27 protein-coding genes are annotated in these 24726 nt (G+C 66.7%); 11 read left to right on the forward strand and 16 right to left on the reverse strand.

Features of this window, described 5'->3' with window-relative positions; translation table 11 throughout:
* Window positions 1-32: 32 nt before the first annotated feature.
* The gene (locus MHEC_RS15770; protein WP_048891565.1) at window positions 33-1514 is read right to left on the reverse strand and encodes a wax ester/triacylglycerol synthase family O-acyltransferase; all 1482 of its coding nucleotides are present in this window, start codon (window positions 1512-1514) and stop codon (window positions 33-35) included.
* Window positions 1515-1740: 226 nt separating this feature from the next.
* On the opposite strand from MHEC_RS15770, the gene MHEC_RS15775 reads away from it, so the two are divergent.
* Entirely contained in the window at window positions 1741-2109 is a 369-nt protein-coding gene (locus MHEC_RS15775) for a Rid family hydrolase (RefSeq protein ID WP_071700075.1), read from the forward strand.
* Between the two features lie 2 nt (window positions 2110-2111).
* Here the strand turns inward: MHEC_RS15775 and MHEC_RS15780 are convergent, their stop codons facing one another.
* Window positions 2112-2477, reverse strand: coding sequence for a DUF952 domain-containing protein (locus tag MHEC_RS15780; RefSeq protein WP_099869309.1), 366 nt, complete (start codon window positions 2475-2477; stop codon window positions 2112-2114).
* Window positions 2478-2603: 126 nt separating this feature from the next.
* On the opposite strand from MHEC_RS15780, the gene MHEC_RS15785 reads away from it, so the two are divergent.
* Entirely contained in the window at window positions 2604-2801 is a 198-nt protein-coding gene (locus tag MHEC_RS15785) for a DUF7455 domain-containing protein (protein WP_048891567.1), read from the forward strand.
* Between the two features lie 13 nt (window positions 2802-2814).
* Here MHEC_RS15785 and MHEC_RS15790 read toward each other — a convergent pair whose 3' ends face one another.
* The gene (locus tag MHEC_RS15790) at window positions 2815-3054 is read right to left on the reverse strand and encodes a DUF3039 domain-containing protein (RefSeq protein ID WP_048891568.1); all 240 of its coding nucleotides are present in this window, start codon (window positions 3052-3054) and stop codon (window positions 2815-2817) included.
* Between the two features lie 75 nt (window positions 3055-3129).
* Between MHEC_RS15790 and MHEC_RS15795 the strand changes: the two genes are divergently transcribed.
* The 3 genes from MHEC_RS15795 (at window position 3130) to ideR (ending at window position 5461) form a co-directional block, all read left to right on the forward strand.
* Complete coding sequence (locus MHEC_RS15795; protein ID WP_048891569.1) at window positions 3130-3534, forward strand: DUF3099 domain-containing protein; 405 nt, start codon at window positions 3130-3132, stop codon at window positions 3532-3534.
* 148 nt (window positions 3535-3682) lie between these two features.
* Window positions 3683-4642, forward strand: a complete 960-nt coding sequence (gene sigB, locus MHEC_RS15800) for a sigma-70 family RNA polymerase sigma factor SigB (RefSeq protein WP_048891570.1) — start codon at window positions 3683-3685, stop codon at window positions 4640-4642.
* Window positions 4643-4768: 126 nt separating this feature from the next.
* Entirely contained in the window at window positions 4769-5461 is a 693-nt protein-coding gene (gene ideR, locus MHEC_RS15805; RefSeq protein WP_048891571.1) for an iron-dependent transcriptional regulator IdeR, read from the forward strand.
* A 3-nt stretch (window positions 5462-5464) separates the two neighbouring features.
* On the opposite strand, the gene MHEC_RS15810 is transcribed toward ideR, so the two are convergent.
* On the reverse strand, window positions 5465-6523 hold the full coding sequence (locus MHEC_RS15810; protein ID WP_048891572.1) for a DUF4192 domain-containing protein: 1059 nt from the start codon (window positions 6521-6523) through the stop codon (window positions 5465-5467).
* A 547-nt stretch (window positions 6524-7070) separates the two neighbouring features.
* Here MHEC_RS15810 and MHEC_RS15815 point away from each other — a divergent pair.
* Genes MHEC_RS15815 through MHEC_RS15825 form a run of 3 tightly spaced genes read left to right on the forward strand, consistent with a single transcriptional unit; the run spans window position 7071 to window position 9807 of the window.
* A complete protein-coding gene (locus tag MHEC_RS15815; RefSeq protein ID WP_048891573.1) occupies window positions 7071-8036 on the forward strand; it encodes a proteasome assembly chaperone family protein in 966 nt (321 codons plus the stop codon).
* A 28-nt stretch (window positions 8037-8064) separates the two neighbouring features.
* The gene (locus MHEC_RS15820) at window positions 8065-9087 is read left to right on the forward strand and encodes an alpha/beta fold hydrolase (protein ID WP_048891574.1); all 1023 of its coding nucleotides are present in this window, start codon (window positions 8065-8067) and stop codon (window positions 9085-9087) included.
* A gap of 33 nt (window positions 9088-9120) precedes the next feature.
* Window positions 9121-9807 carry a PhzF family phenazine biosynthesis protein gene (locus tag MHEC_RS15825; RefSeq protein WP_048891575.1) on the forward strand — a complete coding sequence of 229 codons (687 nt, stop codon included), beginning with the start codon at window positions 9121-9123 and terminating at the stop codon, window positions 9805-9807.
* Window positions 9808-9822: 15 nt separating this feature from the next.
* Here MHEC_RS15825 and MHEC_RS15830 read toward each other — a convergent pair whose 3' ends face one another.
* The 3 genes from MHEC_RS15830 to MHEC_RS15840 all read right to left on the reverse strand — a co-directional run bounded on the left by MHEC_RS15830 (window position 9823) and on the right by MHEC_RS15840 (window position 11454).
* Window positions 9823-10308, reverse strand: a complete 486-nt coding sequence (locus MHEC_RS15830; protein WP_048891576.1) for a peroxynitrite isomerase — start codon at window positions 10306-10308, stop codon at window positions 9823-9825.
* A gap of 46 nt (window positions 10309-10354) precedes the next feature.
* Complete coding sequence (gene nrdR / locus MHEC_RS15835; protein WP_048891633.1) at window positions 10355-10819, reverse strand: transcriptional regulator NrdR; 465 nt, start codon at window positions 10817-10819, stop codon at window positions 10355-10357.
* Window positions 10820-10968: 149 nt separating this feature from the next.
* Complete coding sequence (locus MHEC_RS15840; RefSeq protein ID WP_071700074.1) at window positions 10969-11454, reverse strand: LysM peptidoglycan-binding domain-containing protein; 486 nt, start codon at window positions 11452-11454, stop codon at window positions 10969-10971.
* A 219-nt stretch (window positions 11455-11673) separates the two neighbouring features.
* Between MHEC_RS15840 and lexA the strand changes: the two genes are divergently transcribed.
* Window positions 11674-12369 (forward strand): transcriptional repressor LexA, encoded by a 696-nt coding sequence (lexA, locus tag MHEC_RS15845; RefSeq protein ID WP_048891578.1) that lies wholly within the window; start codon window positions 11674-11676, stop codon window positions 12367-12369.
* A gap of 15 nt (window positions 12370-12384) precedes the next feature.
* Here the strand turns inward: lexA and MHEC_RS15850 are convergent, their stop codons facing one another.
* A complete protein-coding gene (locus MHEC_RS15850; RefSeq protein WP_048891579.1) occupies window positions 12385-14319 on the reverse strand; it encodes a sunset domain-containing protein in 1935 nt (644 codons plus the stop codon).
* Between the two features lie 341 nt (window positions 14320-14660).
* Between MHEC_RS15850 and MHEC_RS15855 the strand changes: the two genes are divergently transcribed.
* A complete protein-coding gene (locus tag MHEC_RS15855; RefSeq protein ID WP_048891580.1) occupies window positions 14661-15848 on the forward strand; it encodes a TerC/Alx family metal homeostasis membrane protein in 1188 nt (395 codons plus the stop codon).
* A gap of 10 nt (window positions 15849-15858) precedes the next feature.
* Here MHEC_RS15855 and MHEC_RS15860 read toward each other — a convergent pair whose 3' ends face one another.
* Window positions 15859-17019 carry an acyl-CoA dehydrogenase family protein gene (locus MHEC_RS15860; RefSeq protein ID WP_048891581.1) on the reverse strand — a complete coding sequence of 387 codons (1161 nt, stop codon included), beginning with the start codon at window positions 17017-17019 and terminating at the stop codon, window positions 15859-15861.
* Between the two features lie 87 nt (window positions 17020-17106).
* On the opposite strand from MHEC_RS15860, the gene MHEC_RS15865 reads away from it, so the two are divergent.
* Window positions 17107-17613, forward strand: a complete 507-nt coding sequence (locus MHEC_RS15865; protein ID WP_048891582.1) for a hypothetical protein — start codon at window positions 17107-17109, stop codon at window positions 17611-17613.
* Here MHEC_RS15865 and hflX read toward each other — a convergent pair.
* From hflX to MHEC_RS15900, 7 genes are all read right to left on the reverse strand, one after another.
* Window positions 17595-19046, reverse strand: a complete 1452-nt coding sequence (gene hflX / locus MHEC_RS15870) for a GTPase HflX (protein WP_048891583.1) — start codon at window positions 19044-19046, stop codon at window positions 17595-17597. The two genes, MHEC_RS15865 and hflX, sit on opposite strands and share 19 nt — an antisense overlap.
* Window positions 19047-19092: 46 nt before the next feature.
* Entirely contained in the window at window positions 19093-19965 is an 873-nt protein-coding gene (dapF, locus tag MHEC_RS15875; protein WP_048891634.1) for a diaminopimelate epimerase, read from the reverse strand.
* 116 nt (window positions 19966-20081) lie between these two features.
* On the reverse strand, window positions 20082-21017 hold the full coding sequence (miaA, locus tag MHEC_RS15880) for a tRNA (adenosine(37)-N6)-dimethylallyltransferase MiaA (RefSeq protein WP_048891584.1): 936 nt from the start codon (window positions 21015-21017) through the stop codon (window positions 20082-20084).
* Window positions 21005-21691, reverse strand: a complete 687-nt coding sequence (locus tag MHEC_RS15885) for a class III extradiol ring-cleavage dioxygenase family protein (RefSeq protein ID WP_048891585.1) — start codon at window positions 21689-21691, stop codon at window positions 21005-21007. Before MHEC_RS15885 ends, miaA begins: the two co-directional genes overlap by 13 nt.
* 9 nt (window positions 21692-21700) lie before the next feature.
* A complete protein-coding gene (locus tag MHEC_RS15890; RefSeq protein WP_048891586.1) occupies window positions 21701-22612 on the reverse strand; it encodes a DMT family transporter in 912 nt (303 codons plus the stop codon).
* Between the two features lie 95 nt (window positions 22613-22707).
* On the reverse strand, window positions 22708-23634 hold the full coding sequence (locus MHEC_RS15895; RefSeq protein ID WP_048891587.1) for a DMT family transporter: 927 nt from the start codon (window positions 23632-23634) through the stop codon (window positions 22708-22710).
* Window positions 23635-23749: 115 nt separating this feature from the next.
* Window positions 23750-24676: a DMT family transporter gene (locus MHEC_RS15900; RefSeq protein WP_048891588.1), complete on the reverse strand. Its 927-nt coding sequence runs from the start codon at window positions 24674-24676 to the stop codon at window positions 23750-23752.
* Between the last annotated feature and the right edge of the window lie 50 nt (window positions 24677-24726).

Here is a 24726-nt window from a genome sequence, read left to right on the forward strand (position 1 = left end):
GCATACTCACGCCAGCTATATTGCCGGCCCGGCTAGCTCGTGTCGCGGGCTATCTTCTCGAGCACTCCGTCGACGTCTCGCTGGAAGACGAACGACGCAGGCTGCGCGCGCGGCGCTGAGTCACCCGCCAGTGCGAGGATCTCGTCGAAACCCTCGAGCACGCACCGGGTAAACAGCTGCTCATCCTGGACGGCGGCCCTGTCGTAGCGCACGGTGATAGTGCACCAAGCTCCCATGGATAACAGGACGACCGACATCGCCAGACCAGCCAACGAATTTAGGGCATACGTCCGTAGCACCTTCCCGCCGGCAACGTAGACGTCGCCGTCGTACGTACGCGCATTGCTGGCCGCCGCATCGAAACGCCCACCGCCATTCAACGACTCCAGCGCGCGCGCCGGCACGAGGTTCAGCAGGGGCGTTAAGACACTGCCGATGTTTCGTGCGGGCTCCGCGCGCCGCTGCGTTATCTGCTCGCGGATCTGCTGGATGCGAGCCGTCGGATCGGCCGTCCCCGCCGGCGCCGCCAGATTGATCATGGTGACCCGATTGCCGCCGGCCGCGTCGGCATCGGTGCGTACGCTCACCGGGACGATCACCGGCAGCGTGTCAATCGGTGAGCCGAGCGCCTTGTGGTAGCGGCCCAACCCGCCGCACAGACCTGCCAGGTAGGCGTCGTTGATTGAGCCGCCGCCGGCTATCGCAGCCTTTTGCAGGTCAGAAAGCCGGATGTCGAGCGCTTCGCTGCGGCAAGCCAAGCTGCGCTGGCGCAGCACGGGTGACGGCTCGGCGACCAGGCTCATTACCCGAACACTTGAGCGTGCATGCCCCACAACGCCCGCCAGGGCCGACGGCGGGTGGAGCACCACCCGGCCGACTGTCGAGATCGCGCCCCACAACGCTCGCCAGACTGCCCTGACAACGACGCCAGGCAGGTTTTTGATGCCGTCCAGCATTAAGCCGTTGGGTGACAGATGCTGCGGAATCGGCGGCGGAGGCAGCGGCCCGGCCGGTGGATCGCGCTGCAGGTCGCAGATCTGGGCGAAAATCTCGAAGCTGCCGACTCCGTCGCCGATCGCATGGCTTACGTGGAAGACAATCGCGGCTGTGCCATCGGCAAGGCCCTCGACCAGGGTGGCCGTCCACAGCGGCCGCGCGATGTCCAGCGGTGACTGCAGCATCACCTCGGCCAGCTCGAAAACCTCCCGCAGCGTGCCGGGTTCGGGGACGCGCACCCGCCGCACATGAAAGTCCAAGTCGAAGTCGGGATCCACCACCCAGCGCGGTGCCGCCGTCGGCAGGGTGGGCACCACGACCTTCTGGCGCATTCGCAGCACCCGTCGGGAGGCGTTGTCGAAGCAGTCGCGGAACCGGCCCCACCCCGGGGCGGTGTCGAGAAGGACGACGCCCATGACCGCTGCGCGGGTGCGTGGGTTGGCTTCCCGCCGATACATGAGATAGTCGAGCGGGCTCAGCTCTACGGGCAATCCGGCGGTGTCGAGGGACTCAACCATCGCCGCTCCGCCGACTGGGTTCGGGTGTCGGTGTGGCCAACGACATCATTGCCAAGCCTCCTGTGTCAGACGCCCTCCCGGCCCTGGCATCAGCAGGCTAACCCGGTTAGACGCGTGCCGGAGCTAATCGTGCGATCACACTCGACGGACCTGATTGACGGTGTGCCGGCCCCGCCCGGCTGATATTTCGGATGCATTGACGCCGCCGCCGACCTAACGTGACCGCATGTCAGCCAGCCGCATTCTGGTGTCGTCCGGCTCCGATTTCGAAGCGACGGTCGGCTACTCCCGAGCGGTGCGGGTGGGCGACTACGTCGCCGTCGCCGGCACCACCGGCGCCGGACCAGCCGGTGACATTGGCGCTCAAGCCCGAGATGCCTTGCACCGCATCGAATCTGCGCTTCAGGAGGCCTGGCGCGACGCTTGCCGACGTGGTGCGCACCCGTATTTACGTGACCGACATTTCGCGTTGGCGGAGGTCGCCGCGGTGCACGCCGAGGTTTTCGGCGAGATCCGGCCGGCGGCCACCATGGTCGAAGTCGCGGCGTTCATCGCGCCGGGCTTGCTGGTGGAGATAGAACTCCGTGAACGGTAGCGCTATGTCGGTTCGTCGAGCGGTGGAAAGGCGCCGTCCGGACCGGGCCGGTAGGCGGTGACCTTGGTCACCGCGGTGACCGGCAGCGGACCGTACAAGTGCGGGAACAACATGGACTCTGGATCCGTCGGCACGCCCGGTTCCCACCGCACCGGTGAGTCAAGCCGGGCGGGGTCGATATGCAGCAACACCAGATCGTCGCATCCGCGATAGAGCCGGTTGGCCGGCAGGTGAACCTGTGCCGGCGTCGATAAATGGACGAACCCGGCGCTCGACAGCGAGTCAGGGCGAATCTCCCCGCAGTCCTGGGCACACGACCACGCCCGCGCCGAGCACAGATGAACCAGGTTCCGCGAGACGAACGTCACACCCCAGACTGCCTGGCAACGCAACTGGAGGGGGCGTGAGAAACGACACACCGGGTACACCGTGGGGAACAAGGCCAAGAGCCGAAACGTCTGAGACAGTGGATATACGTCGAGAACGGAGAAGCGATGAACGCCACATTGACCAGTCCCGAACTCACCAGGGCTGATCGGTGCGATCGGTGCGGCGCGGCCGCCCGTGTGCGTGCCACGCTGCCGTCCGGCGGTGAGCTTCTCTTCTGCCAGCATCACGCCAACGAGCACGAGGCGAAGCTGATCGAGTTGTCCGCGGTACTGGAAGTGAGCGCCGCACCGCTTGAGCGGTAAGGCCCGGACTGGGTCAGTCCTTTTTGAGCCTGTCGTAAATTCGCTTGCACTCCGGGCAGACCGGAGAGCCCGGCTTCGCCGAGCGGGTCACCGGAAACACCTCACCGCACAGGGCGACGACATGGGTGCCCATCACCGCGCTCTCAGCGATTTTGTCCTTCTTGACGTAGTGGAAGTACTTGGGAGTGTCGCTGCCGGTCCCGTCGTCAACGCGTTCGTCGGTGACAGTGCGTTCGATCGTTTGGGTCTGCATAGCTCATATTGTGCCGGAAACCGGAGGCCAAAAACCGATTGTGCCGTCGTCTCCCAAGTATGGGACAGTGGAGAAATGAAGCACGGCCCGGAGCCGGGTTTCGACGACGATGGTCGACCAGTCCTCATCACCGCCGCCGCACCGTCATACGAAGTGCAGCACCGCGAACGGGTGCGCAAGTACCTCACCCTGATGGCGTTTCGGGTCCCGGCGCTCGTTCTGGCGGCACTCGCCTACGGCATGTGGCACAACGGCTTGATCTCACTGCTGATCGTGGCCGTCTCGGTGCCATTGCCGTGGATGGCGGTGCTGATCGCCAACGACCGCCCGCCGCGGCGCGCCGACGAGCCCCGGCGCTTCGACAGCACCCAGCGCCGCACGCCGTTGTTCCCGACCGCCGAGCGTCCCGCGCTCGAGCCACGCAGACCACCGACGCCGCAACCGGACTCGCCACGGTCGGCGGTTGACGGTTCCGCATAACCGGTTATTGGCCGCAGTTCTCAGGACATTCTCAGGTCGTCGGCGCATTCGCGCACGTCAACGGGTGTGAGATAGCCACTCGGCGGGAACTCAAGGGGTGGTTTGGTCGTTGGACCACATGACAGTTCAAGCCGATCGGGAGGGCGCTATGGCAAATGCCACCACAGGCCGGGTTGACAGCGATCTGGACGCTCAGAGCCCAGCCGCGGACCTGGTGCGCGTGTATCTGAACGGCATCGGCAAGACGGCGCTGCTCAACGCCGCCGACGAGGTCGAGCTCGCCAAGCGCATCGAGGCCGGGCTTTATGCCCAGTATCTGCTGGAAACCCGAAAGCGCCTCGGGGAGAACCGCAAGCGGGAACTGGCGATGGTGGTCCGCGACGGTGAGGCGGCGCGCCGGCATCTGCTGGAAGCCAACCTGCGGCTGGTGGTGTCGCTGGCAAAGCGCTACACCGGCCGCGGCATGCCGCTGCTGGACCTCATCCAGGAAGGCAATCTCGGCCTGATCCGTGCCATGGAGAAGTTCGACTACACAAAGGGATTCAAGTTCTCCACATATGCCACGTGGTGGATCCGCCAAGCCATTACCCGGGGCATGGCCGACCAGAGCCGCACCATCCGGCTACCGGTTCACCTGGTCGAGCAGGTCAATAAGCTGGCGCGGATTAAGCGAGAGCTGCACCAGAACCTGGGCCGCGAAGCCACCGAGGAGGAGCTGGCCGAGGAATCCGGCATTCCGATCGACAAGATCAATGACCTGCTGGAGCACAGCCGGGACCCGGTCAGCCTGGATATGCCGGTCGGTTCCGATGAGGAGGCCCCATTGGGCGACTTCATCGAGGACGCCGAAGCGGCGTCGGCGGAGAACACGGTCATCGCCGAGCTGTTGCACACCGACATCCGCAGCGTGCTGGCCACCCTCGACGAGCGCGAGCAACAGGTGGTTCGGTTGCGCTTCGGGCTGGACGACGGGCAGCCGCGGACACTGGATCAAATCGGCAAGCTGTTCGGTTTGTCGCGGGAGCGGGTCCGCCAGATCGAGCGCGAAGTGATGGCCAAGCTGCGCCACGGCGAGCGAGCCGACCGGCTGCGCTCGTATGCCAGCTAAGAGCGCCGGCGCACAGCGAGCAACGATGCCCGCCGCGGGTCGCGGCGGGCATCGTGCTGCCGTGGAGTGTTCGTAAACCATTTTCGCAGCTCGGCAAGTAGACTCGGCGGCGATGGAGGGTGCGCAATGAACGAGCTGGTTGACACCACCGAGATGTACCTGCGGACGATCTACGACCTCGAAGAGGAGGGCGTGACGCCGCTGCGGGCGCGGATCGCCGAACGGCTTGAGCAGAGCGGTCCGACCGTCAGCCAGACCGTGTCGCGGATGGAGCGCGATGGGTTGCTGCGGGTGGCCGGCGACCGCCATCTGGAGCTCACCGACAAGGGCCGCGCACTGGCCATCGCCGTGATGCGCAAGCACCGGCTGGCCGAACGGCTGCTGGTCGATGTGATCGGGTTGCCATGGGAGGAAGTGCACGCCGAAGCCTGCCGGTGGGAACACGTGATGAGCGAAGACGTCGAACGTCGGCTCGTGAAGGTGCTCAACAACCCGACCACGTCCCCGTTCGGCAACCCGATTCCCGGGCTAAAGGACCTTGGGGTTGGACCGGGCTTCGGCGCCGAGGACGCCAATCTGGTGCGGCTGACCGAACTGCCGTCGGGCGCGCCGGTGGCCGTCGTCGTCCGCCAGCTCACCGAACACGTCCAGGGCGATATCGATCTGATCACCCGACTCAAGGACGCGGGCGTCGTACCTAATGCCCGGGTAACCGTGGAGACCAACCCGGGCGGAGGGGTGACCATCGTGATACCGGGTCACGAAAACGTGACACTGCCGCACGAGATGGCGCACGCCGTCAAGGTGGAAAAGGTCTAGCCGTCACATCGCGCGCCGACCCAATGCTCGGCGCGGCGGCAGCCGCACACCGAGCGACTCGGCCAGCCGGTAACCGGTAAGCGCCAGTTCGCGAATGCGCTCAGGCCGCAGACCCGACTGCAACGCCCGGTCGAGCATGCCCGCCATCCGGTGGCCCGGCGCGCAGCGCAGCGCCGCCTCCAACGACACACCGGCCAGCGGGCCGTCGCCGCGGGCGTAAGCACTAAACGCCAGCAACACCAGCGCCTCGACCCGCCAGGGTTCGGGCAGGCTGCGCGACAACACCGCCCACAAACACTCCGCCGCGGCAGCGTTGACGCCGACGGCAAGGCCATACAACGTATCGCGTACCCGCACGTCGCTCAGCGCGCAGCCCAGTTTCGCCAGCTCGGAGATGGACAGCTGGTGTGCGTCGGCAACCCGCGCCGCGGCGTCCATCAGTTCCTCGATGTCGCGGCGAGCTGTGACGTCCGGATCGCCGCGGCGCGCCTGCTCACGCGACGCCGCCTGGTCGGCGATCGCAACGGCCAACTCAGCGCTGCTGGCCGTGTCGTCGACTGCGATGACGGCCTGCAGGTCGGCCCGGCGAGCGTAGAGCCGCCGCCCTTCCAGCACGGCGGCCACCGCCATCGGCGACGACGACGGATCGTCGACGATGCCCGCGGCACCACAACCGTCGGCGCAGCGCCAGCGTCCGCCCGCGGCCACCCGATCCACCACGTGAGCGGCCCATAACACAATGTCGCGGCGCGACAACGCGTCATTGAGCGCTGTGCATAGTTCGCGGTATTCCTCCGCGCACACCGGGCAACGGGCACCATCGGCGTCGATGATCACCGCGATCGCGGCCTCAGGCCGAGCCGCCGCGGCGACTTCGGCGAGCTGCTCGACCCGCTCGGAAAGGTCAGCGGAGAGGTCGACACGCATCACCGCGCCCATTGCGCCGCCGTCGATCGACACCAGCACCAGCGATTTTTCCGGCACGAAACCGAGGACGGCGGGTAACGCGGCGATCAGCGTGCCGGGACGATCGAGTTCGAAGTCGGATCGATGTTTCGTCATGGGCCACACGCTGGTCTGCGCCACCGTCAGCCGGCGGGCGGGCGAGGCCGCCAAGCCGGGCGGCTGTGGATGAATCCAGCACTGTGAGTCGAACTGGTGGCCCGCTCAACGGGCCGCTGATTACCCCGGCTGCGGGAAGTGCCGGACTCGCGTGGATGTCAACCCAGTGACTCGTTCAGGTCACGCTCGACTCGTTGACGCCCACACCGTGCTGGTCTCAACCGGTGTCGCGGAAGCGGCTGGATTGCGACCAGGGCCCCGATCCGAGCTCGCACCCCTGGCCCTCCCGGCACCGGCAGCCGTCGTCGAAGTCGCTCGGCGGCGTCGCCGGGCCCGCCCATCTCGGCGCGCTGCACCGATCGCGCGATGTGCTCGTCGCATCGGACGGCCCGACACCAGCACCGGGTACGGAATGCTGCCCCAGCGCACCGCGTTTCGAACATACAGGCGGGCTAACTAGTGTGCTGAATTAGATTCTTGGCACCCGTCGATTTGAGAGAAACTGGTGACATGGCGCGACTCAGCGCCGTGGTGAGGAGGCACAACGATGGCCGACGAACACAAGCAGCACTACCAACCCGAGCAAACCGGGATGTACCAGCTTGAGTTGCCGGCGCCGCAGTTGTCGTCGCCTGACGGTCGAGGCCCGGTTTTGGTGCATGCGTTGGAGGGCTTCTCCGACGCCGGTCACGCCATTCGACTGGCCGCAGCCCACCTGAAGAATTCGCTGGACACCGAGCTGGTGGCATCGTTCGCGATCGACGAGCTGCTGGACTACCGCTCGCGGCGGCCGCTGATGACGTTCAAGACCGACCATTTCACCGACTACGACGATCCTGAGCTGAGCCTGTACGCGCTACACGACAGCGTCGGGACACCGTTTCTGCTGCTGGCCGGCATGGAGCCGGACTTGAAGTGGGAGCGTTTCGTCACCGCAGTGCGTCTGCTCGCCGAGCGGCTGGGCGTACGGCAAACGATCGGCCTGGGCACGATCCCGATGGCGGTCCCGCACACGCGGCCGATAACGATGACCGCACACTCCAACAACCGCGACCTCATCGCCGACTTCACGCCGTGGATCGCCGAGGTGCAGGTGCCCGGCAGCGCATCAAACCTGCTGGAATACCGCATGGCGCAGCACGGCCACGAGGTGGTGGGATTTACCGTGCACGTCCCGCACTACCTGGCCCAGACCGACTATCCGGCCGCGGCCCAGGCGCTATTGGAGCAGGTGGCCAAGACGGGCGCACTCGAGCTGCCACTGACGGCGCTGGCTGAAGCGGCCGCCGAGATCCGGGCAAAGATCGACGAGCAGGTCGAGGCCAGCGCCGAGGTGGCTCAGGTGGTGGCCGCATTGGAGCGCCAGTACGATGCTTTCATCGCCGCTCAGGAGAATCGGTCACTGCTGGCGCGCGACGAAGATCTACCCAGCGGCGACGAGCTTGGCGCGGAGTTCGAGCGGTTTTTGGCCCAGCAGGCAGAGAAGAAGCGCAAGGACGACGACCCGAGCTGAGCGCCCGGCCTGACGATGGAGTGGCGACATGACCAAGCGCAAGCCCCACCTCCGGCCGGTGCGCGAGGTGACACCGTCACTGCAGTTTCGCACCATCCACGGCTATCGACGGGCGTTCCGGATCGCCGGCTCAGGGCCGGCGATCCTGCTGATTCACGGCATCGCCGACAACTCCACCACATGGGCGACGGTGCAGGCCAAACTCGCACAGCGGTTCACCGTCATTGCTCCCGATCTACTCGGCCACGGTCAGTCCGACAAACCCCGCGCGGACTATTCGGTCGCGGCGTACGCCAACGGCATGCGAGACCTGTTGAGCGTCCTCGATATCGACCGAGTCACCGTGGTGGGTCATTCGCTCGGCGGCGGGGTGGCGATGCAATTCGCTTACCAGTTTCCGCAATTGGTCGAACGGCTAGTCCTGGTCGCCACCGGCGGCGTCACCAAGGACGTCAACATCGTCTTGCGCTGGGCGTCGCTGCCGATGGGTGGCGAAGCTCTGGCGTTGCTGCGGCTGCCGTTGGTGCTGCCGTCGTTGCAGATCGCCGGGCGCGCAGCGGGCAGGCTGTTCGGTTCGACGGCCCTGGGCCGCGACCTGCCGGATGTGCTGCGGATCCTGGCCGACTTGCCTGAGCCCAAGGCGTCGTCGGCTTTCACCCGCACGTTGCGGGCAGTGGTGGACTGGCGCGGCCAGATGGTAACCATGCTCGATCGCTGTTATCTGACGAAATCTGTTCCAGTACAACTGATTTGGGGAACAGACGACGTGGTCGTCCCGGTCAGCCACGCTTGGATGGCGCACGCCGCGATGCCCGGCTCACGGCTGGAGATTTTCGAAAATTCCGGGCACTTTCCCTTCCACGACGATCCCAACCGGTTTATCGAGGTGGTCGAGCGCTTCATCGACACCACCGAGCCGGCCGAATACGACCAGAACATGCTGCGCGAACTGTTGCGCACCGGTGGCGGCGAACGCACCGTATCCGGCCCGGTCGACACCCGCGTGGCTGTACTCAACGCCATGGGCGCCGACGAACGCAGCGCCACCTGATCGCCTGCGGGCACCGCATCGTACAGTCAGCCCATGGCGATCGATGTCACGGTGCTGCGTGTTTTCACCGACCCGCACGGCAACTTCGGAAACCCGCTCGCCGTCATCGATGCCCGCACTGTGGAACCCCAGCGGCGGCAAAGCCTGGCGCGTCAATTGGGTTACAGCGAAACGATTTTCGTTGATCCACCGACACCGGGTTCGACCACCGCGCACGCCCGCATCTACACGCCGCTGACCGAACTTCCGTTCGCCGGCCACCCCACCGTGGGAGCGTCGTGGTGGCTTCGTGAACAGGCTATGCCGATTCGCACTTTGCAGGTGCCGGCCGGCATCGTACAAGTGAGCTACGTCGGCGAACTCACCGCCATCAGCGCACGCTCGGAATGGGCTCCAGAGTTCGCGATCCACGATCTGGATTCGCTTGACGAGCTTTTCGCCGCCAGCCCGGCGGACTATCCCGACGACATCCAGCACTACCTGTGGACCTGGACCGACCAGTCCGCGGGGCTGGTGCGTGCGCGGATGTTCGCCGGCAATATCGGTGTGCCCGAAGACGAAGCGACCGGGGCCGCGGCTGTCCGGATCACCGACTACCTAAGTCGCGACCTCACGATCACCCAGGGCAAAGGTTCGGTAATTCAGACCACCTGGAATCCGGAAGGCTGGGTCCGCGTTGCCGGTCGCGTGGTCAGCGACGGTGTGATGCACGTGGTGTGAAGGCACCCAAGCCGGTCATCCGGTGCGGTGCAACACCGCGCTCAGGTGGTCTTGCAGCGGCTGTCCAACGGCACCCATGCGCACCGAATACCGCAACTCGTCGGCTTTGATGCGAAAATGCCGGCCCAGTGCAGTCACCTCTTTGGCAGTCGGCGTCAGCCCGATCGCCGACGAGGCCAACTCGATGTCGATGACGTCGCCGATCGTGGAGTACGTGCCCACCTCGATTTCGGTGATGCCACTGGGATGGGCCAAAACCAGCTCGACCCGGCCCGGTTGCGGAACGCGAAGGTATCCGGTTTCGGCATGAAGCGGCGCGCCATCGGCGAGCGCTTTGGTCTTTTGCCCGTAGCTCAGAAAAGGCTTGCCGACATGGGAGAACACCACTTCTTCGAGGTATTCGAAGGGTTCGATTGTCGGATACTTGCCCGAACCGCGGCCCGCCCAGGTGCCCAGCAGTGGTGCTAACGCTTCGAGGTCGGGATGCAGCTCAGCAGGCATACCGCAAGCCTAACGACGATGTGTCGGGCGCATTCCCCGCGCCCGCTCACTTCGGCGCGGAGACCTTGCGGTGTGCCCGCAGCGCCTCGATCTCCCGTTCGAAGTCGTCGGCCGAGGAAAACGACCGGTAGACCGAGGCGAACCGCAAATAGGCCACCTCGTCGAGTTCGCGCAGCGGGCCGAGGATCGCCAGCCCGACTTCATGACTCGGGACTTCAGGCGACCCCTTCGCGCGCACGGTGTCTTCGACTTGCTGGGCCAACAGGTTCAGCGCATCGTCGTCGACCTGGCGGCCCTGACATGCCCGGCGCACACCGCTGATGACCTTCTCCCGGCTGAACGGTTCAGTCACGCCGCTGCGTTTGACGACGGCCAACACCGCTGTCTCAACGGTGGTGAAGCGCCGGCCACATTCCGGGCACGACCTGCGCCGCCGAATCGCCTGGCCTTCGTCGGTCTCTCGGGAGTCGACCACCCGGGAATCAGGATGGCGGCAGAACGGACAGTGCATGACCGCTCCTTCGTCCTGCCGACAGACCTCAGACGACTTCGAGAGTACCTGTGAGCTCCGCGCAAGGGCCACGACCGCCTTGCTCGGCAGGTTTTCACCACCACCGACCCCGGTTGGGCCAGCGCTGGTTTCGCGCTGCATCGGGCGCGTCAGCCGACCGGGGCGATCAGCGTTTGGCCCGCCGTCAGCGTCGGCGACTGCAGGTCGTTCAGCTCACGGATGCGCTGGATGACCTGACCGACCGGAGCGTCGGGCGCCACGCGGGCGGCCAGGTGCGGCAGGGTCTCGCCGGCATCAACCCGCACCACGGCGAGCCGAGCCGGCATCGGCCCGGCCTTACCGGCCGCACCATCGACCGCCTCGCCGAAGTGTGCGACCACCCCCAACCAGAGGGTGATCATTGCCGCCAGCAAGGCGAGGCCCACCGTAGTGGCGGGCCTGATCGGACGCCGGTGATGTGGCGCCGTGGACATCCAGACACCGGTGCCGCGGTAACGCGGCGGAGCAACCCGCGGGCGGGCCGGCCCAGGCCGTCGCCACGCGTGCGGGCAGCCCGTCGGCGTTGGGCGTCCCGGATACCCGACGGCCGATCGCGTTGCCTCAATGAGCGTCATGTGGTCCTCCCATCCCGTCATGGTCGATCGCATGTTCGACTATATTCGATCGTGCGTTCGATTCGATGCACATATCCGAACGCGTGATCGAATTGTTGCCGAGCGATTGAACTGTAGGCGATGGCACCGACACCCCATCCCGAGCCGTTCCGGGGTGATCCACCCGCAGGGGCGACACCACGCGACACATGTCGAACAAATGTTTGAGGATCGGTCGACATGGGGCTACATTGAGGAGCTATGAGCGATAGCACCGACACCCCCGCCGGCATCGGCCGCCGCCCGCGAGCTGCGGATTCAGCGCTGACCGAGCGGCAGCGCACCATCCTGGACGTCATCCGCGCCTCGGTCACCAGCCGTGGATATCCGCCGAGCATCCGCGAGATCGGTGACGCGGTGGGGCTTACCTCGACATCGTCGGTGGCTCATCAGTTGCGCACCCTCGAGCGCAAAGGCTACCTGCGACGCGACCCGAACCGCCCGCGCGCAGTGGACGTCCGCGGAGCCGATGACACCGCAGCGCCTGTTCTCACCGACGTCTCCGGCTCGGACGCCTTGCCTGAGCCCACGTTCGTCCCGGTGCTGGGCCGCATCGCGGCGGGTGGGCCGATCCTCGCCGAGGAAGCGGTCGAAGACGTTTTTCCGTTGCCACGTGAGCTCGTCGGTGAGGGTGCATTGTTCTTGCTGCGGGTCGTCGGCGACTCGATGGTCGACGCCGCGATCTGCGACGGCGACTGGGTGGTGGTGCGGCAGCAAAACGTGGCCGATAACGGCGACATCGTCGCAGCCATGATCGACGGTGAAGCCACCGTCAAGACGTTCAAACGCACCGGCGGTCAGGTCTGGCTGATGCCGCACAACCCGGCGTTCGACCCGATCCCCGGCAACGACGCCGCGATCCTGGGCAAGGTCGTCACCGTCATCCGCAAAATCTAACCCGTCCCGGCCCCACTAGCTGGCCTTGATGAAGCCGTTGGCGCGTGCGACTTCTTCGCTGGCGAACCAGATTTCGGCAAAGGCGTCGTCGTAGAGCGCGCTGTCGGGCGTGTAATACAGGCCGAAGCGGGCATTGCCCTTGACGGGATATCCCTGCGGTGCCTCACGCGGATCCTCCAGCGGAAGGTGGATCATAGGCTTGGCCGCCGTCCGCGCGTCGGCGTCTTCGTCGGTTTCGGCGGCCGCATGCCGTCCAGTCGTCCGCACGTGGGCTTCCGCGGGAATGCGGGTCGGGGCGGTGTCGACCGCGTCGGGGTCGTCCACACCGATTTCATCGTCGAAGCGCGCGGGAGCGCTGCCCGCGGGCCCGGTGTCGGCCGGTCCCGCGGTTGTGTATCCCGCAGCGGGCATCCGATCCGTCGCCGGCGCAGCCTGATCCGGTGCGGCCATCGGCCAAGTCTGACCCGGCATCTGCGGGTACGCCCGGGCGAACGGTGACGCACCGCGGTCACGTGCGGCATCGACCGCCCACTCGTCGCCGGCGGTCGGCCCGGATGCGCAGCTGGTGGGTGCCTCATCGCCGGGCGCTTCCCGGGTGGTGTCACGCCGCGCGGCGACCCGGCGCCGGCGTGCCCACACTGTCGCCCATACCAGCAGACCCACCACGGGCAGCACCGGCGCAGCCGCCAGAAGCCACCACCAACGCCGGGTGGTATTTCCGCCAGCGGGCGTGGCGGGCCGGCTCTGTGGGGCTTGGCCCGGCACCTGCAAACCTGACAGCGACGATGCCAGGCCCGGCGGCTCGGCGGCATAGGTGTTCGCGGTGCGGTTCCAGGAGATCGTGCCGCCGGCGAATTTCTGCGACACCACATCGCCGTTCACCGTCTGATCAGCGACCGGCACGCCGAGCTTGCCTTTCGCACCGCCGAGCTTGTCCCACGCGGCTCTCAACGGGCCTCGCACGACGAAGGCACCGTGGGCGGGTGTCCAGAAAATCACCGGCTTGTCCGCGGCGGAAAAAGTGCTGAGGCGACTGGCCGGTGTGATGCCGCCATCGGTTTCGTTTGCCGTCGGCAAGCCCAGGTCGCTGCCGACTGGCCCACCGAGTGACTCGTATTTCGCCAGGATGTCGCCCGCCACGGCGTTGGCCCCGGTGGCCGGGCTGAAAAACACCTTCCCGCCCACGAAGTTCTGGGCTAACCCGTTGCCGCCCACCGGGTATTGCCCGCCCACCTTGGCGCCCAGCGGACCTGACGCTCCGCCGGCCGCGCGCCAGGCCGTGTTGATCGCCGCCGTGGGATCGATGGGCACCTGAAGGCCCGCCAGTTGTTGCGCCAACTCCGGCGGAACCGTGGCGAACACCTTCGTCAGCCGGTTCCATGACACGCGTCCGCCACTGAACGACTGGGTGGCGATTTCGCCGTCGTAGGTTTCGTCGCTGACCGGTACGCCCAGCGGCCCGGCCGAGCTGCCCAGCTTGTCCCATGCGGCGTTCATCGCCCCGCGCACCACGAACGCGCCATGGGCGGCCGACCAGAACATCACGGGCTTGTCGCTCGCGGAGAATGTGCTGACCAAGGTGTCCGGTCCGGCCAGGCCGGGTACTTCGCTCATGGTCGGGAACCCCAAATCGCTGCCGGCCGGTCCGCCCAGTGATTCGTATTTGTCCAGAATCGGCCCGTACAACGATCTGGCCCCGGTCGCGGGGGTGAAGAACATCTTGCCGCCGGCGAAGTCCTGGACGAAGCCGTCGCCGACGGCGTAGACCTGGCCCTGCTTCGGGCCAAGACGCGACTCGGCGCCACCGCCGGCTTCCCATGCCGCGGTGATCGCGGCGTCGGCGTCGCCTTCCGGGGACGCCGACGCAAGCGGCGCCAACGCCACGGGGACTACCGCGGCGGCCAGCGTCAGCACCGCACGGCCCACCAGCCCGCCTCGCCGCATTGTCATCGGCCCGCCCCGGCCGCGGCTCTGGCTAGATCTCGCGCGCTCCGATTGGGGGACTCCTCTTCACGCGGGTCCGCATCATGGTCGCGCCAGAATGCCTTCTTAGCACCCGACCGCAATTGCGAAGTCACAGTACAGACATTACGGAAAGAGATACCCAGCCGATGCCGAAATGATGCACACCGTACCGGTGTCGCGGGCGTGGCCGGTACATCTCGCGCGCGGATTGCGTTACCGTCCCGGATTGGGGCTTCACTCCGCAAGGCTGGTTCTCCACGTCGCGGAAGCGCCCCGATCCGAGGCCGAAGGCCGTGCGCGCATGCCGGGGAGGAATTAAGCACCACATGGGCGTTTCCGCATTGGTCTGGGGCCTGACCATCGCAGTCGTCGTAGGTTTGGCGGTATTCGACTACTTCTTCCACGTCCGCAGGTCGCACGTGCCCACTGTGCGCGATGCCGCTGTCTGGTCGGCGGCCTACATCGGCGCGGCGATTGTGTTCGGCGGCGTGGTGGTAATGGTGGGCGGCGCCGCGGCGGGCATTGAGTATTTCGTCTGTTACCTCAGCAACGAGGCGTTATCGGTTGATAATTTGCTCGTTTTTCTGGTGATCATGGCTAGCTTCGTGGTGCCTCGGGTTGCCCAGCAAAAAGCGTTGTTGTTCGGCATTGTTTTCGCGCTCGTCGCGCGTACCGGATTCATCCTCCTGGGTGCCGCGTTTGTCAGGATTTTCGATTGGGCTTTTTACCTCTTTGCGCTGGTTTTGCTGGTGACGGCGGTGTTTCTTGCCAAACCCGAGGCGGCCGAACATCGGGCCGCAGATACCTTGGTCATCCGCGTCGCCAAGCGGTTCTTGCGCACTTCGCACAACTACGACGGAGACCGGTTGTTCATCGTCGAGAACGGCAGGCGGGTGATGACGCCGATGCTGCTGGTGATGGCGGCTTTGGGTGGCACCGACCTGCTGTTCGCGTTCGACTCGGGGCCGGCGCTGTTCGGCCTCTCCCGAAACGTGCACCTGATATTTGCCGCCACCTCCCTGTCGCTGCTGGGCCTGCGTCAGCTGTATTTCCTGATCGACGGGCTGCTCTACCGGCTGGTGTACCTGTCCTACGGGCTGGCGCTGATACTTGCATTCATCGGCGTGAAACTGATGCTTCAGGCGTTGCGAGAGAACAACATTGCGTTCATCAACGGCGGCAAGCCGGTTTCGGTGGCGCAAGTGAGCACCACCGCGTCGTTGGCCGTTATCAGCCTCATCCTGCTCATCACAACGCTCGTGTCGTCGCTGTCGATGCGAGGACGGGCCCAAAACGCTATCGCGCGCGTCCGCCGCCACGCGGCCGAATACCTCGACCAACGTTACGAAGCGGATCCGGTTGAACGGGAGAAGATCTTCGCCCAGCTGCTTGACGAGGAACGCCGAATATGCGCGCTGCCAAGCAAATACAAAGCCCTAATCAGCCAGGAAGGCGACCTGGTCGAGCTGTTGCGCCAAGCTCATCAGGCCCACGACGCGCACAAGCCGGGCTAGCGCCCCGACACTAGACACCAAGACTGCGGCCGATGATCTCCTTCATGATCTCGGTGGTGCCGCCGTAGATCGTCTGCACCCGGGCATCCAGGTATGCCCGCGCGATGCTGTATTCGCGCATATACCCGTACCCGCCGTGCAATTGCAGGCAGCGATCGACCAGGTGCACCTGCTTTTCCGTCGAATACCACTTGACCATGGCCGCCTGCTCAGCGGTGAGCTTGCCGTCAAGGTGCAGTCGGATGAACTCGTCGACCATCATCCGCACCACGGTGGCCTCGGTCGCCAACTCCGCAAGCAGAAATCGGCTGTTTTGGAAGCTACCGATGGGCCTGCCGAAAGCCTTGCGCTCCTTGGTGTATTGCAATGTCTGCTCAAGCACCGTTTCCATCGCGGCGGCGGCCATGACGGCGATCGAGATCCGCTCCTGGGGCAGGTTCTGCATGAGGTAGATGAACCCTTTGCCCTCCTCGCCGAGCAAGTTCTCCACCGGGACTTTGACGTCGGTGAAGGACAGTTCGGCGGTGTCCTGTGCATCCAAGCCGATTTTGTCCAGATGACGGCCGCGCTCGAACCCCTCCATGCCACGTTCCACTACGAGCAGCGAAAAGCCTTGCGCACCTTTGTCGGGATCGGTCTGGGCCACCACGATCACCAAATCGGAGTTGATGCCGTTGGTGATGAACGTCTTTGCACCGTTGAGCACGTAGTGGTCGCCGTGCTTGACGGCGCGGGTTTTGATGCCCTGCAAGTCGCTGCCGGTGCCGGGCTCGGTCATGGCAATCGCGGTGATGAGTTCGCCGGTGCAGAATTTGGGCAACCAGCGCTGCTTCTGCTCCTCGGTCGCCAACCGAAGCAGGTAGGGTGCGACCACGTCGTTGTGCAGCCCGAACCCGATTCCGCTGTAGCGTCCCCTGGTGGTCTCTTCGGTGATGATCGTGTTGTAGCGGAAGTCGGGGTTACCCCCGCCGCCGTACTCCTCGGGCACCGCCATGCCCAGAAAGCCCTGCTTGCCGGCCTCCAGCCACACCCCGCGGTCGACGATCTTCGCCTTTTCCCACTCGTCGTGGTAGGGGGCGACGTGGCGATCGAGGAACGCCCGGTAAGACTCCCGGAACAGTTCGTGTTCGGGTTCGAACAGGGTGCGCTCGTATTTGACGGCACTATCCATGAGGACCTCCGGAGGACGCGGCTTTGCCGCCCAAGATATACCAACCGGATGGTTGGGCGGACTTGCGGTTGCGCCTACCCTCGGCCCATGGCCGAAAAGCTCCGGGTGCAAGAGCGCGGGCAGGTTCTCGAGTTCACCGTCGCCGACCTGCTGCGCTACGCCGGCCCGTACTCACCTGCCGGCGTCGCGATCGCTTTCCAAGTCATGCAGTGCGCGTTCGAATTGCTGTCACCGACCGAACCGCCGCCGCGGCGCTGCGTCGTGGTTCGCACCGCGTTCCAAGGGCCGGGCGCGCGCGACGGGTTCGAAATGGTCACCAGGGCGGTCACCGATGGGCGGTACACGGTCGAGCTCGGCTTGACGCGGCCCGAGCGTGGCCGGCTGCTGCAAAGCTTCGTGTTCGAGGTTCACCTCGGTAACCGGTCCGCGACCCTGCTGCTGCGAGACGGCTTCGTCACCGAGGAATTCATCGACCTCGCAGGCAAACCCGACCGCGACGGCGCCGAGGAGACCCGGCTAAATGAGCTGAAGGCCAACCTAGCCGGGCGCCTGCTGGCCGCGCCGGCCGGCGACGTCTACGAGGTTGTTGCCTGAGTACCCGCCGCGGCGAATTCGCGCAGACTGGCTGCCAGCGCGACCGGAACCCGCGCCTTGATCCGGGTGCCGTGCGCGTGGTGTTCGGCTTTCTGCACACGGCCGTCGGTGTGCACACGCGACACCAGATCGCCCCGGTCGTACGGGATCACCACGTCGACGGCGGTGTCGGTGGGCTTGGCGAGCTCAGTCAGCTCGGCCATGCGCGTGCGCAAGATGTCGATGCCCTCCCCCGTGCGGGCGGAGACGAACACCGCCCCCGGCAAGGCGCGACGCAGCTTGGCCAGCGCCAGATCGCCGGCGGCGTCGATCTTGTTGACCACCAGCAGCTCCGGCGCCGGATCGCCGTGGTGGTCGGCGATCACCTCGGAGAGCACTTGGCGCACCGCGCTGATCTGCGCGAGCGGATTGACGTCGGAGCCGTCGACGACATGCACCAGCAGGTCGGCGTCGACGACTTCCTCCAGCGTGGACCGAAACGCTTCGACCAACTGCGTTGGCAGGTGGCGCACGAAACCGACGGTGTCGCTGACCACGTAGGACCGCCCGTCGTCGAACTGCCCGCGCCGGGTGGTGGGTTCCAGGGTGGCAAACAGCGCGTCCTCGACCAGGACTCCCGCACCGGTGAGGGCGTTGAGCAGGCTGGACTTGCCGGCGTTGGTGTAGCCGACGATCGCGATCGACGGCACGTCGCTGGCCAGTCGGCGACGCCGCTGGGTGTCGCGGACCCGTTTCATGCCCTTGATGTCGCGGCGCAGCTTGGCCATCCGCTCGCGGATGCGGCGGCGATCGGTCTCGATCTTGGTCTCACCGGGACCGCGCAGGCCCACGCCGCCGGTGCTGCCGCCGGCCCGGCCGCCGGCCTGCCGCGACATCGACTCGCCCCAGCCGCGCAGCCGCGGCAGCATGTATTCCATTTGCGCGAGCGACACTTGCGCTTTGCCTTCCCGGCTAGTGGCGTGCTGGGCGAAGATGTCGAGGATCAGCGCGGTGCGGTCGATGACTTTGACCTTGACCGCCTTCTCCAGCGCGGTAAGCTGCGCCGGCGATAGCTCGCCGTCGCAGATCACAGTGTCGGCGCCGGTGGCCAGCACTACCTCACGCAGCTCCTGGGCTTTCCCCGAGCCGATGTAGGTCGACGGGTCCGGTTTGTCGCGGCGCTGGATCAGACCTTCGAGCACCTGGGAGCCGGCGGTTTCGGCGAGTGCTGCCAACTCGGCCAGGCTGGCCTCGGCGTCGGCGGCGCTGCCCTCGGTCCACACGCCGACGAGCACGACACGTTCCAGCCGCAGCTGGCGGTACTCGACCTCGGAGATGTCGGCGAGTTCGGTCGACAGCCCGGCGACCCGGCGCAGCGCAGAGCGGTCGTCGAGGGCCAACTCGCCCGTGCTGGGCTTAACCACCGTCTGATCGGGAGATTCCGGATGTGTCATAGGCAATTACCGATGGTGCACGCCGAACCGGCGGTGCGCACCCGAATTAACGCTGCTGGCGTCGCCACCATTCCTTGTTCACTTCACCGGCGGCGACCAGCACCGACGGCCCGCGTAGGTAGCTGGTGGCCTCGGTGAGGGTGACGGTGACCTCACCGCCGGGCACCTGCACGGCGAGTGTGCCGGTGGTGGCGCCGGTATGCGCCAACGCCGCGACCGCGGCGGCCACGGTTCCGGTGCCGCACGAGCGGGTTTCACCGACCCCACGTTCGTACACCCGCATCAACACCGCGCCACGGTCCGGGGCGGTGAGGATCTCGATGTTGACCCCGTCCGGGAACTGTGCTCGGTCGAAATCCACCGGTGCTCCAATATCCAAGGCGGCCAACGTTTCAGCCGTGAGTTGCGGGTCCAGGCACGCCAGGTGCGGGTTGCCCACATCGATCACCAGGCCGCTGAATCGCCTGCCTGCGACCACGGCCTCGCTCGTGCCGAGGCGGTTGGCCTTGCCCATATCGACGGTGACGTCGGCGTGCTCCGGGCTGACGTCGTGCACCGTGACCGGGCGAGCCCCGGCCAGCGATCCGACCACGAATTCGTCGCGCCGCTCCAGCCCGCTGACCCGCAGGTAGTGTGCGAACACCCGGGCGCCGTTGCCGCACATCTGGGCGATCGAGCCGTCGGCGTTGCGGTAGTCCATGTACCAGTCGCCGGCGTCGACGCCGTCAGGCAGACGGTCGAGCACGCCCGCAGCCTGCGCGGCGGCCGCGGTAGTGATCCGCAAAACCCCGTCGGCGCCAAGGCCACGACGGCGGTCACACAGCGCGGCCACCGCCTGCGCAGTCAGGGTCAGCTTCGCCTCCGGGTCAGGCAGCAGCACAAAATCGTTCTGCGTGCCGTGGCCTTTGGCGAAAATCATCGGCGCCACTCCTCGATCCCGGCTGCGCCGGCATCATCGTCGTCGGCGAAAATCATCGGCGCCACTCCTCGATCCCGGCTGCGCCGGCATCATCGTCGTCGGCGCGGATCACACGCTCAGGATACGTGGCGCCAGGCCCGCAGCACCGCGTCGACGGTGTCGGCGCGCTTGGGCGCGGCGGCGTCCAGCCAGCGGATACGGTGATCGCGGCGAAACCAGGACCGCTGCCGCCGCACATAGCGGCGGGTGCCGATGTAGGTCTGCCGGCGCGCCTCGTCGAGCAACTCCGAGGTGCCACCGGCATCTAGCGCGGCGATCACTTGCGCGTAGCCAAGCGCCCGTGACGCGGTGACGCCGTCGCGCAGCCCCCGGTTGAGCAAGCCCGCCACTTCGCCAACGAGCCCGCGCTCGAACATGGTCTTGGTGCGCTGGGCCAGCCGCTCGTCGAGAACTGAAGTCTCACAATCCAATCCAATGATCGCGGTGCCCCAGCGTGCTGCGCCGATCGGCGGTGCCGAGGCGACAAACGGCTGCCCGGTGAGTTCGATGACCTCCAGCGCGCGCACGATGCGGCGGCCATCGCTGGGCAAGATCGCGGCGGCGGCTGCCGGGTCGCGGCTGGCTAGCTCGGCATGCAGTCGAGCGGGCCCGACGTCGGCGAGCCGCTGCTCCCACCTGGCCCGCACGGCCGCGTCAGTCGCCGGAAACGACCAGTCGTCGAGCAGGGACTGAACGTAGAGCATCGACCCGCCGACCACGATCGGCACCGCTGCCCGGGCCATGATCGCTTCGATGTCGGCCGCAGCGCCCTGCTGGTAGCGGGCGACGGTCGCGGTCTCGGTGACGTCGAGGACGTCGAGTTGATGGTGCGGGATGCCGCGACGCTCGGCAACCGGCAGTTTGGCGGTGCCGATGTCCATACCGCGGTAGAGCTGCATAGCGTCGGCGTTGACAATCTCCCCGCCGAGCCGTTCGGCGACGTCGAGCGCCAGCTGCGACTTGCCGGTACCGGTGGGGCCGACAATCGCCAGCGGCCTGGTCACGGCTGCCAGACACCGGCGAAGTAGCCCACGCCGTAGGGCGCTCCGCGGTAGAGCTCCTTGGCCGATCGCGGCGCCGGCTCGGCCAGCCCGGCCAGCACCTGAAACGGCACCCGCCCGACAACCCGGGTCGGCAGCCGGGTCAGCGCAGCCGCATCACCGCAGGCCAGCGCATCATCGAGCGCGAGCTGAACGTCGACGTCGCCCGGGTGGTGGCCGCCCGGGGCCGCCGGAGTCAAGGTATTGGCACCGTCGGCGACGATCAACACCCCCGTCGGTTCGACCAGCTGGTCGATCTGGGTGCGCAGACACCGGCCCCGGGCAACCGCGGCCTCGACGCGGTGGTCGTCGGCGTAGACGCGCACTTCGGCCCGGGCATGCGGCTGGACCTGCTCACGTGTCCACGCGGTGATCAGGGCACACAGTGGCAGTTCGTCGGGCCGGCGGTCGGCATCCGGCGAGAGCCGCACCGGCAGCTCGACCCCGAAACCGGCGAAAGTGCCGGCCCTCTCGGGCCCGACCACGCTGTCGAAACGTCCCGAGCCGACGGCAATCCAGCGCGCCGGCAGCGAGGCGGTAGCGGCGATCACCGCCTCGCGAAGGTCGGCCAGGTCAGCTGCGGCCGCTCCGGCGAGTTGCGGAACCAGCAGTGGTGCTGACGGAATGATCGCGATGGCGCCCAGCACGCCACCAAACTAACGTCCCGGTGACATCGCGGGCTGATGGGTGGCTGATGCGCCGCCCCGGCCGGTCGTGAGCGTGGCCGCCTCGTCGCGCGCCAAGGCCACTGTCGCCGCAATCATCACGACCACCGCAACCGCCAACGTCGACCACCCGGCCTGGCCCGGCCGCAGGACCTCACCCAGCATGGCGATTCCCAGCAGCGAACCCAGCAGCGGCTGACACACCGTCAGCGTTGGCAGCGATGCGGTCAGCGCACCGGCGCGAAACGACGACTGCTGCCACACCGTCGCCCCCAACGCGGCCAGCAGCCAGCCGTACAACTCGGGGGTCCGCAGTAGCACTGCAATACCGTCGCCCAGCACCCCGATGACCCCCTTGGTCAACACCGCGAAGAGCGCCCACGACAACGCGGACGCCATCGCCAGCAGCACCGCGACCGTAGGGCCGGAACACCTCCGGGCCACCACCAGGCACGACACCAACGCCGGGCCGATCACCACGATCGCGACGGCCCAGGTTGTGATCGGGGCCCGGGCGTGACCGGCCGACGGATGGCCGATGGTCACCACGATTGCAACCGCAACGGCCAGCAGCGCCGCCCACGTCCATTCCCGCCTGGTCATCCGACGATGGGTGACGCGGGCGTTGATCGGCAACGCGAACAAAAGCGCCGTCACCAGCAACGCCTGTACCAACAGCACCGATCCCAAGCCCAGCGCCGCGGCCTGCAGCCCGAAACCGACGCCACCCGCAAGACTTCCCAACCACCAGCGGGGGTATCGCAGCAGCCTGGCGAACAACCCGACATGGCCGACCGGCTTGTCGGTGACCTGCCGCGCGGCGCGCTGGTGGATCACGTTGCCGACCGCGATGAACAGCGCCGCGCTTAAGGCCAGCAGCGCGGCGATGTCCGTCTTCGGCATGCCTGACCTCCCCGCCGACTTCCGCCGACGCATATCAACTGTTGCACGAACATGCTGCGACGCTGGGCAATGAGGCGCGGCGCGCCGGGAAACCGTTAGCCGCTCAGGTGTTGCGACGCTGCCGCTGGCAGGTCACGGGCCTTCGCGTCCCGCCCCGCGCCGGCCGCCATGGTTGCGGCCTCGCCACGGGCCAGGGCCACCGTCGCGACCATCACCACGACGGCGGCGACGACGAGCACAAGCCATTCAGTGCCGTCGGCACGTAAACTCTCGCCGAGCACGGTCACCCCGAGCACGGTGGCCACCACCGGCTTTGCCACCGTGATAGTGGGCAGCGAGGCGGTCAGGGCGCCGGCGCGGAACGCCGACTGCTGAAAGACCATCGCGACCAGCGCGGCAAGCACCCACGCATACAGCTCCGGCGTCTGCAACAAGTGGCCGGCGCCATGTTCGAGCACGTCGACGATGCCCTTGGTCAGCACCGCGAACAGCGCCAACGACGAGCCCGACACCACTGCCAGCAGCACCGCCGCAGCCGGCCGATCCGACCAGATCTGGGCGCCCAAAACACATAACCCCAACGCCGGACCCATCACCATCGCCACAACGATCCAGGCTTGCAGCGAGCCGTGGGAGTCACCGGCCGTCGGATCCCCGACGGTCACGACCACCGCCAACGCCGCGGCCAGCAATATCGCCCACATCCACTCCCGGCCCGTGATCCGGTGGCCAGTCACCCGTGCATAAATCGGCAGGGCGAAGAGGATGACCGTGACCTGCAGCGCCGTGACCAGCATGACCGAGCCATGGTCGAGCGCTGCGGCAATCAGGCAGTAACTGGCAATATCCCCCATTCCGCCCAGCCACCACCGGACGTCGCGCAACAGCATGCCAAACAGGGCCAAATGGCCGACCTGCTTATCGGTGACCAGTTGCGCGGACCGCTGACGGATCACACTCCCGATCGCGGCTGCGAGCGCAGCGCACAAGGCGAGCAGCGTCGCAACATCGGTATTCGACATGGGCTGATCTCCTCGCCGACGTCCGGCCTGCAAAGCCGTTACGCACACCTAACTATTCACCCGCTGTTTCCCGACGGGCCGAGAAACACTCTATTGCGCCCGCCAACCTCGCCAACTACGCAAGCACGCTGCGCGAGATCGCGTCGCCTAGTCCGGCAACCTCAACCGGGCGCCGTTCGGCGCCGGCGGCCATAGTGACGGCCTCGCCGCGCGCCAGCGCCACCGTCGCGACGACCACCACTGCCACCGCCGCGATCAGCACGACGATCTCCGCACCGGGGGTCTGCAAGGTTTCACCGAGCACGGCCACCCCGAGGACCGATGCGACCACCGGCTCGGCCACCGTCATGGTCGGCAACGAGGCGGTCAGCGCGCTGGCCCGAAACGACGACTGCTGAAATACCGTGCCGACCAGCGCCGCCAGCAGCCAGGCATACAGCTCCGGCGTGCGCAGCACCGGTCCCAGCCCCTGGTCAAGCACCGCGACAATCCCCTTGGTCAGCACCGCAAACAGCGCCCACGCCGACGCCGACACCAACGCCAGCAATATCGCGGCTGCCGGCCCCGAACAGATCCGCGCCCCCACGACACACAACGCCAACGCCGGTCCCATCACCGCGGCGACCACCGTCCACGCCGTGGCCGACCCGCGCTGGACGCCAGCGGTCGGATCACCCACGACGACAAAAACCGCGACCGCCGCAGCTACCAGCACCGCCCACACCCACTCCCGGCGGCTGACCGGATGCCGGGTGAGCCTGGCATTGATCGGCAATGCGAACAGCAACGCCGTCACTTGCAGCGCCTGCACCAACACCACCGACCCCAGTCCCAATGCCACGGCTTGCAAACCGAAACTGGCAACCGCGGCCACACCGCCCAGCCACCAGCGGGCGTCGCGAAGCGACATGCGGAACAGTTGCAGATGCCCGACGGGCTCGTCGGTGATCTCCTGCGCAGACCGCTGGCGGATCACATCCCCCGCTCCGGATATCAGCGCGGCGATCAGGGCAAGCAGCGCAGCGATATCCACCTTCGCGATGGGTGACCCCCTTACCGGCCGGCCGGCCCGAATGCCGTGACCTGCCTGCT

It is taken from the genome of Mycobacterium heckeshornense (assembly GCF_016592155.1).
GTDB classification, from domain to species: Bacteria; Actinomycetota; Actinomycetes; order Mycobacteriales; family Mycobacteriaceae; genus Mycobacterium; species Mycobacterium heckeshornense.

Coding starts and splice junctions, on each gene's coding strand:
- MHEC_RS15770 (WP_048891565.1), bottom strand. CDS start 1,514: ATGGTTGAGTCCCTCGACACCGCCGGATTGCCCGTAGAGCTGAGCCCG.
- MHEC_RS15775 (WP_071700075.1), top strand. CDS start 1,741: ATGTCAGCCAGCCGCATTCTGGTGTCGTCCGGCTCCGATTTCGAAGCG.
- MHEC_RS15785 (WP_048891567.1), top strand. CDS start 2,604: ATGAACGCCACATTGACCAGTCCCGAACTCACCAGGGCTGATCGGTGC.
- MHEC_RS15790 (WP_048891568.1), bottom strand. CDS start 3,054: ATGCAGACCCAAACGATCGAACGCACTGTCACCGACGAACGCGTTGAC.
- MHEC_RS15795 (WP_048891569.1), top strand. CDS start 3,130: ATGAAGCACGGCCCGGAGCCGGGTTTCGACGACGATGGTCGACCAGTC.
- sigB (WP_048891570.1), top strand. CDS start 3,683: ATGGCAAATGCCACCACAGGCCGGGTTGACAGCGATCTGGACGCTCAG.
- ideR (WP_048891571.1), top strand. CDS start 4,769: ATGAACGAGCTGGTTGACACCACCGAGATGTACCTGCGGACGATCTAC.
- MHEC_RS15810 (WP_048891572.1), bottom strand. CDS start 6,523: ATGACGAAACATCGATCCGACTTCGAACTCGATCGTCCCGGCACGCTG.
- MHEC_RS15815 (WP_048891573.1), top strand. CDS start 7,071: ATGGCCGACGAACACAAGCAGCACTACCAACCCGAGCAAACCGGGATG.
- MHEC_RS15820 (WP_048891574.1), top strand. CDS start 8,065: ATGACCAAGCGCAAGCCCCACCTCCGGCCGGTGCGCGAGGTGACACCG.
- MHEC_RS15825 (WP_048891575.1), top strand. CDS start 9,121: ATGGCGATCGATGTCACGGTGCTGCGTGTTTTCACCGACCCGCACGGC.
- MHEC_RS15830 (WP_048891576.1), bottom strand. CDS start 10,308: ATGCCTGCTGAGCTGCATCCCGACCTCGAAGCGTTAGCACCACTGCTG.
- nrdR (WP_048891633.1), bottom strand. CDS start 10,819: ATGCACTGTCCGTTCTGCCGCCATCCTGATTCCCGGGTGGTCGACTCC.
- MHEC_RS15840 (WP_071700074.1), bottom strand. CDS start 11,454: ATGACGGGATGGGAGGACCACATGACGCTCATTGAGGCAACGCGATCG.
- lexA (WP_048891578.1), top strand. CDS start 11,674: ATGAGCGATAGCACCGACACCCCCGCCGGCATCGGCCGCCGCCCGCGA.
- MHEC_RS15850 (WP_048891579.1), bottom strand. CDS start 14,319: ATGACAATGCGGCGAGGCGGGCTGGTGGGCCGTGCGGTGCTGACGCTG.
- MHEC_RS15855 (WP_048891580.1), top strand. CDS start 14,661: ATGGGCGTTTCCGCATTGGTCTGGGGCCTGACCATCGCAGTCGTCGTA.
- MHEC_RS15860 (WP_048891581.1), bottom strand. CDS start 17,019: ATGGATAGTGCCGTCAAATACGAGCGCACCCTGTTCGAACCCGAACAC.
- MHEC_RS15865 (WP_048891582.1), top strand. CDS start 17,107: ATGGCCGAAAAGCTCCGGGTGCAAGAGCGCGGGCAGGTTCTCGAGTTC.
- hflX (WP_048891583.1), bottom strand. CDS start 19,046: ATGACACATCCGGAATCTCCCGATCAGACGGTGGTTAAGCCCAGCACG.
- dapF (WP_048891634.1), bottom strand. CDS start 19,965: ATGATTTTCGCCAAAGGCCACGGCACGCAGAACGATTTTGTGCTGCTG.
- MHEC_RS15890 (WP_048891586.1), bottom strand. CDS start 22,612: ATGCCGAAGACGGACATCGCCGCGCTGCTGGCCTTAAGCGCGGCGCTG.
- MHEC_RS15895 (WP_048891587.1), bottom strand. CDS start 23,634: ATGTCGAATACCGATGTTGCGACGCTGCTCGCCTTGTGCGCTGCGCTC.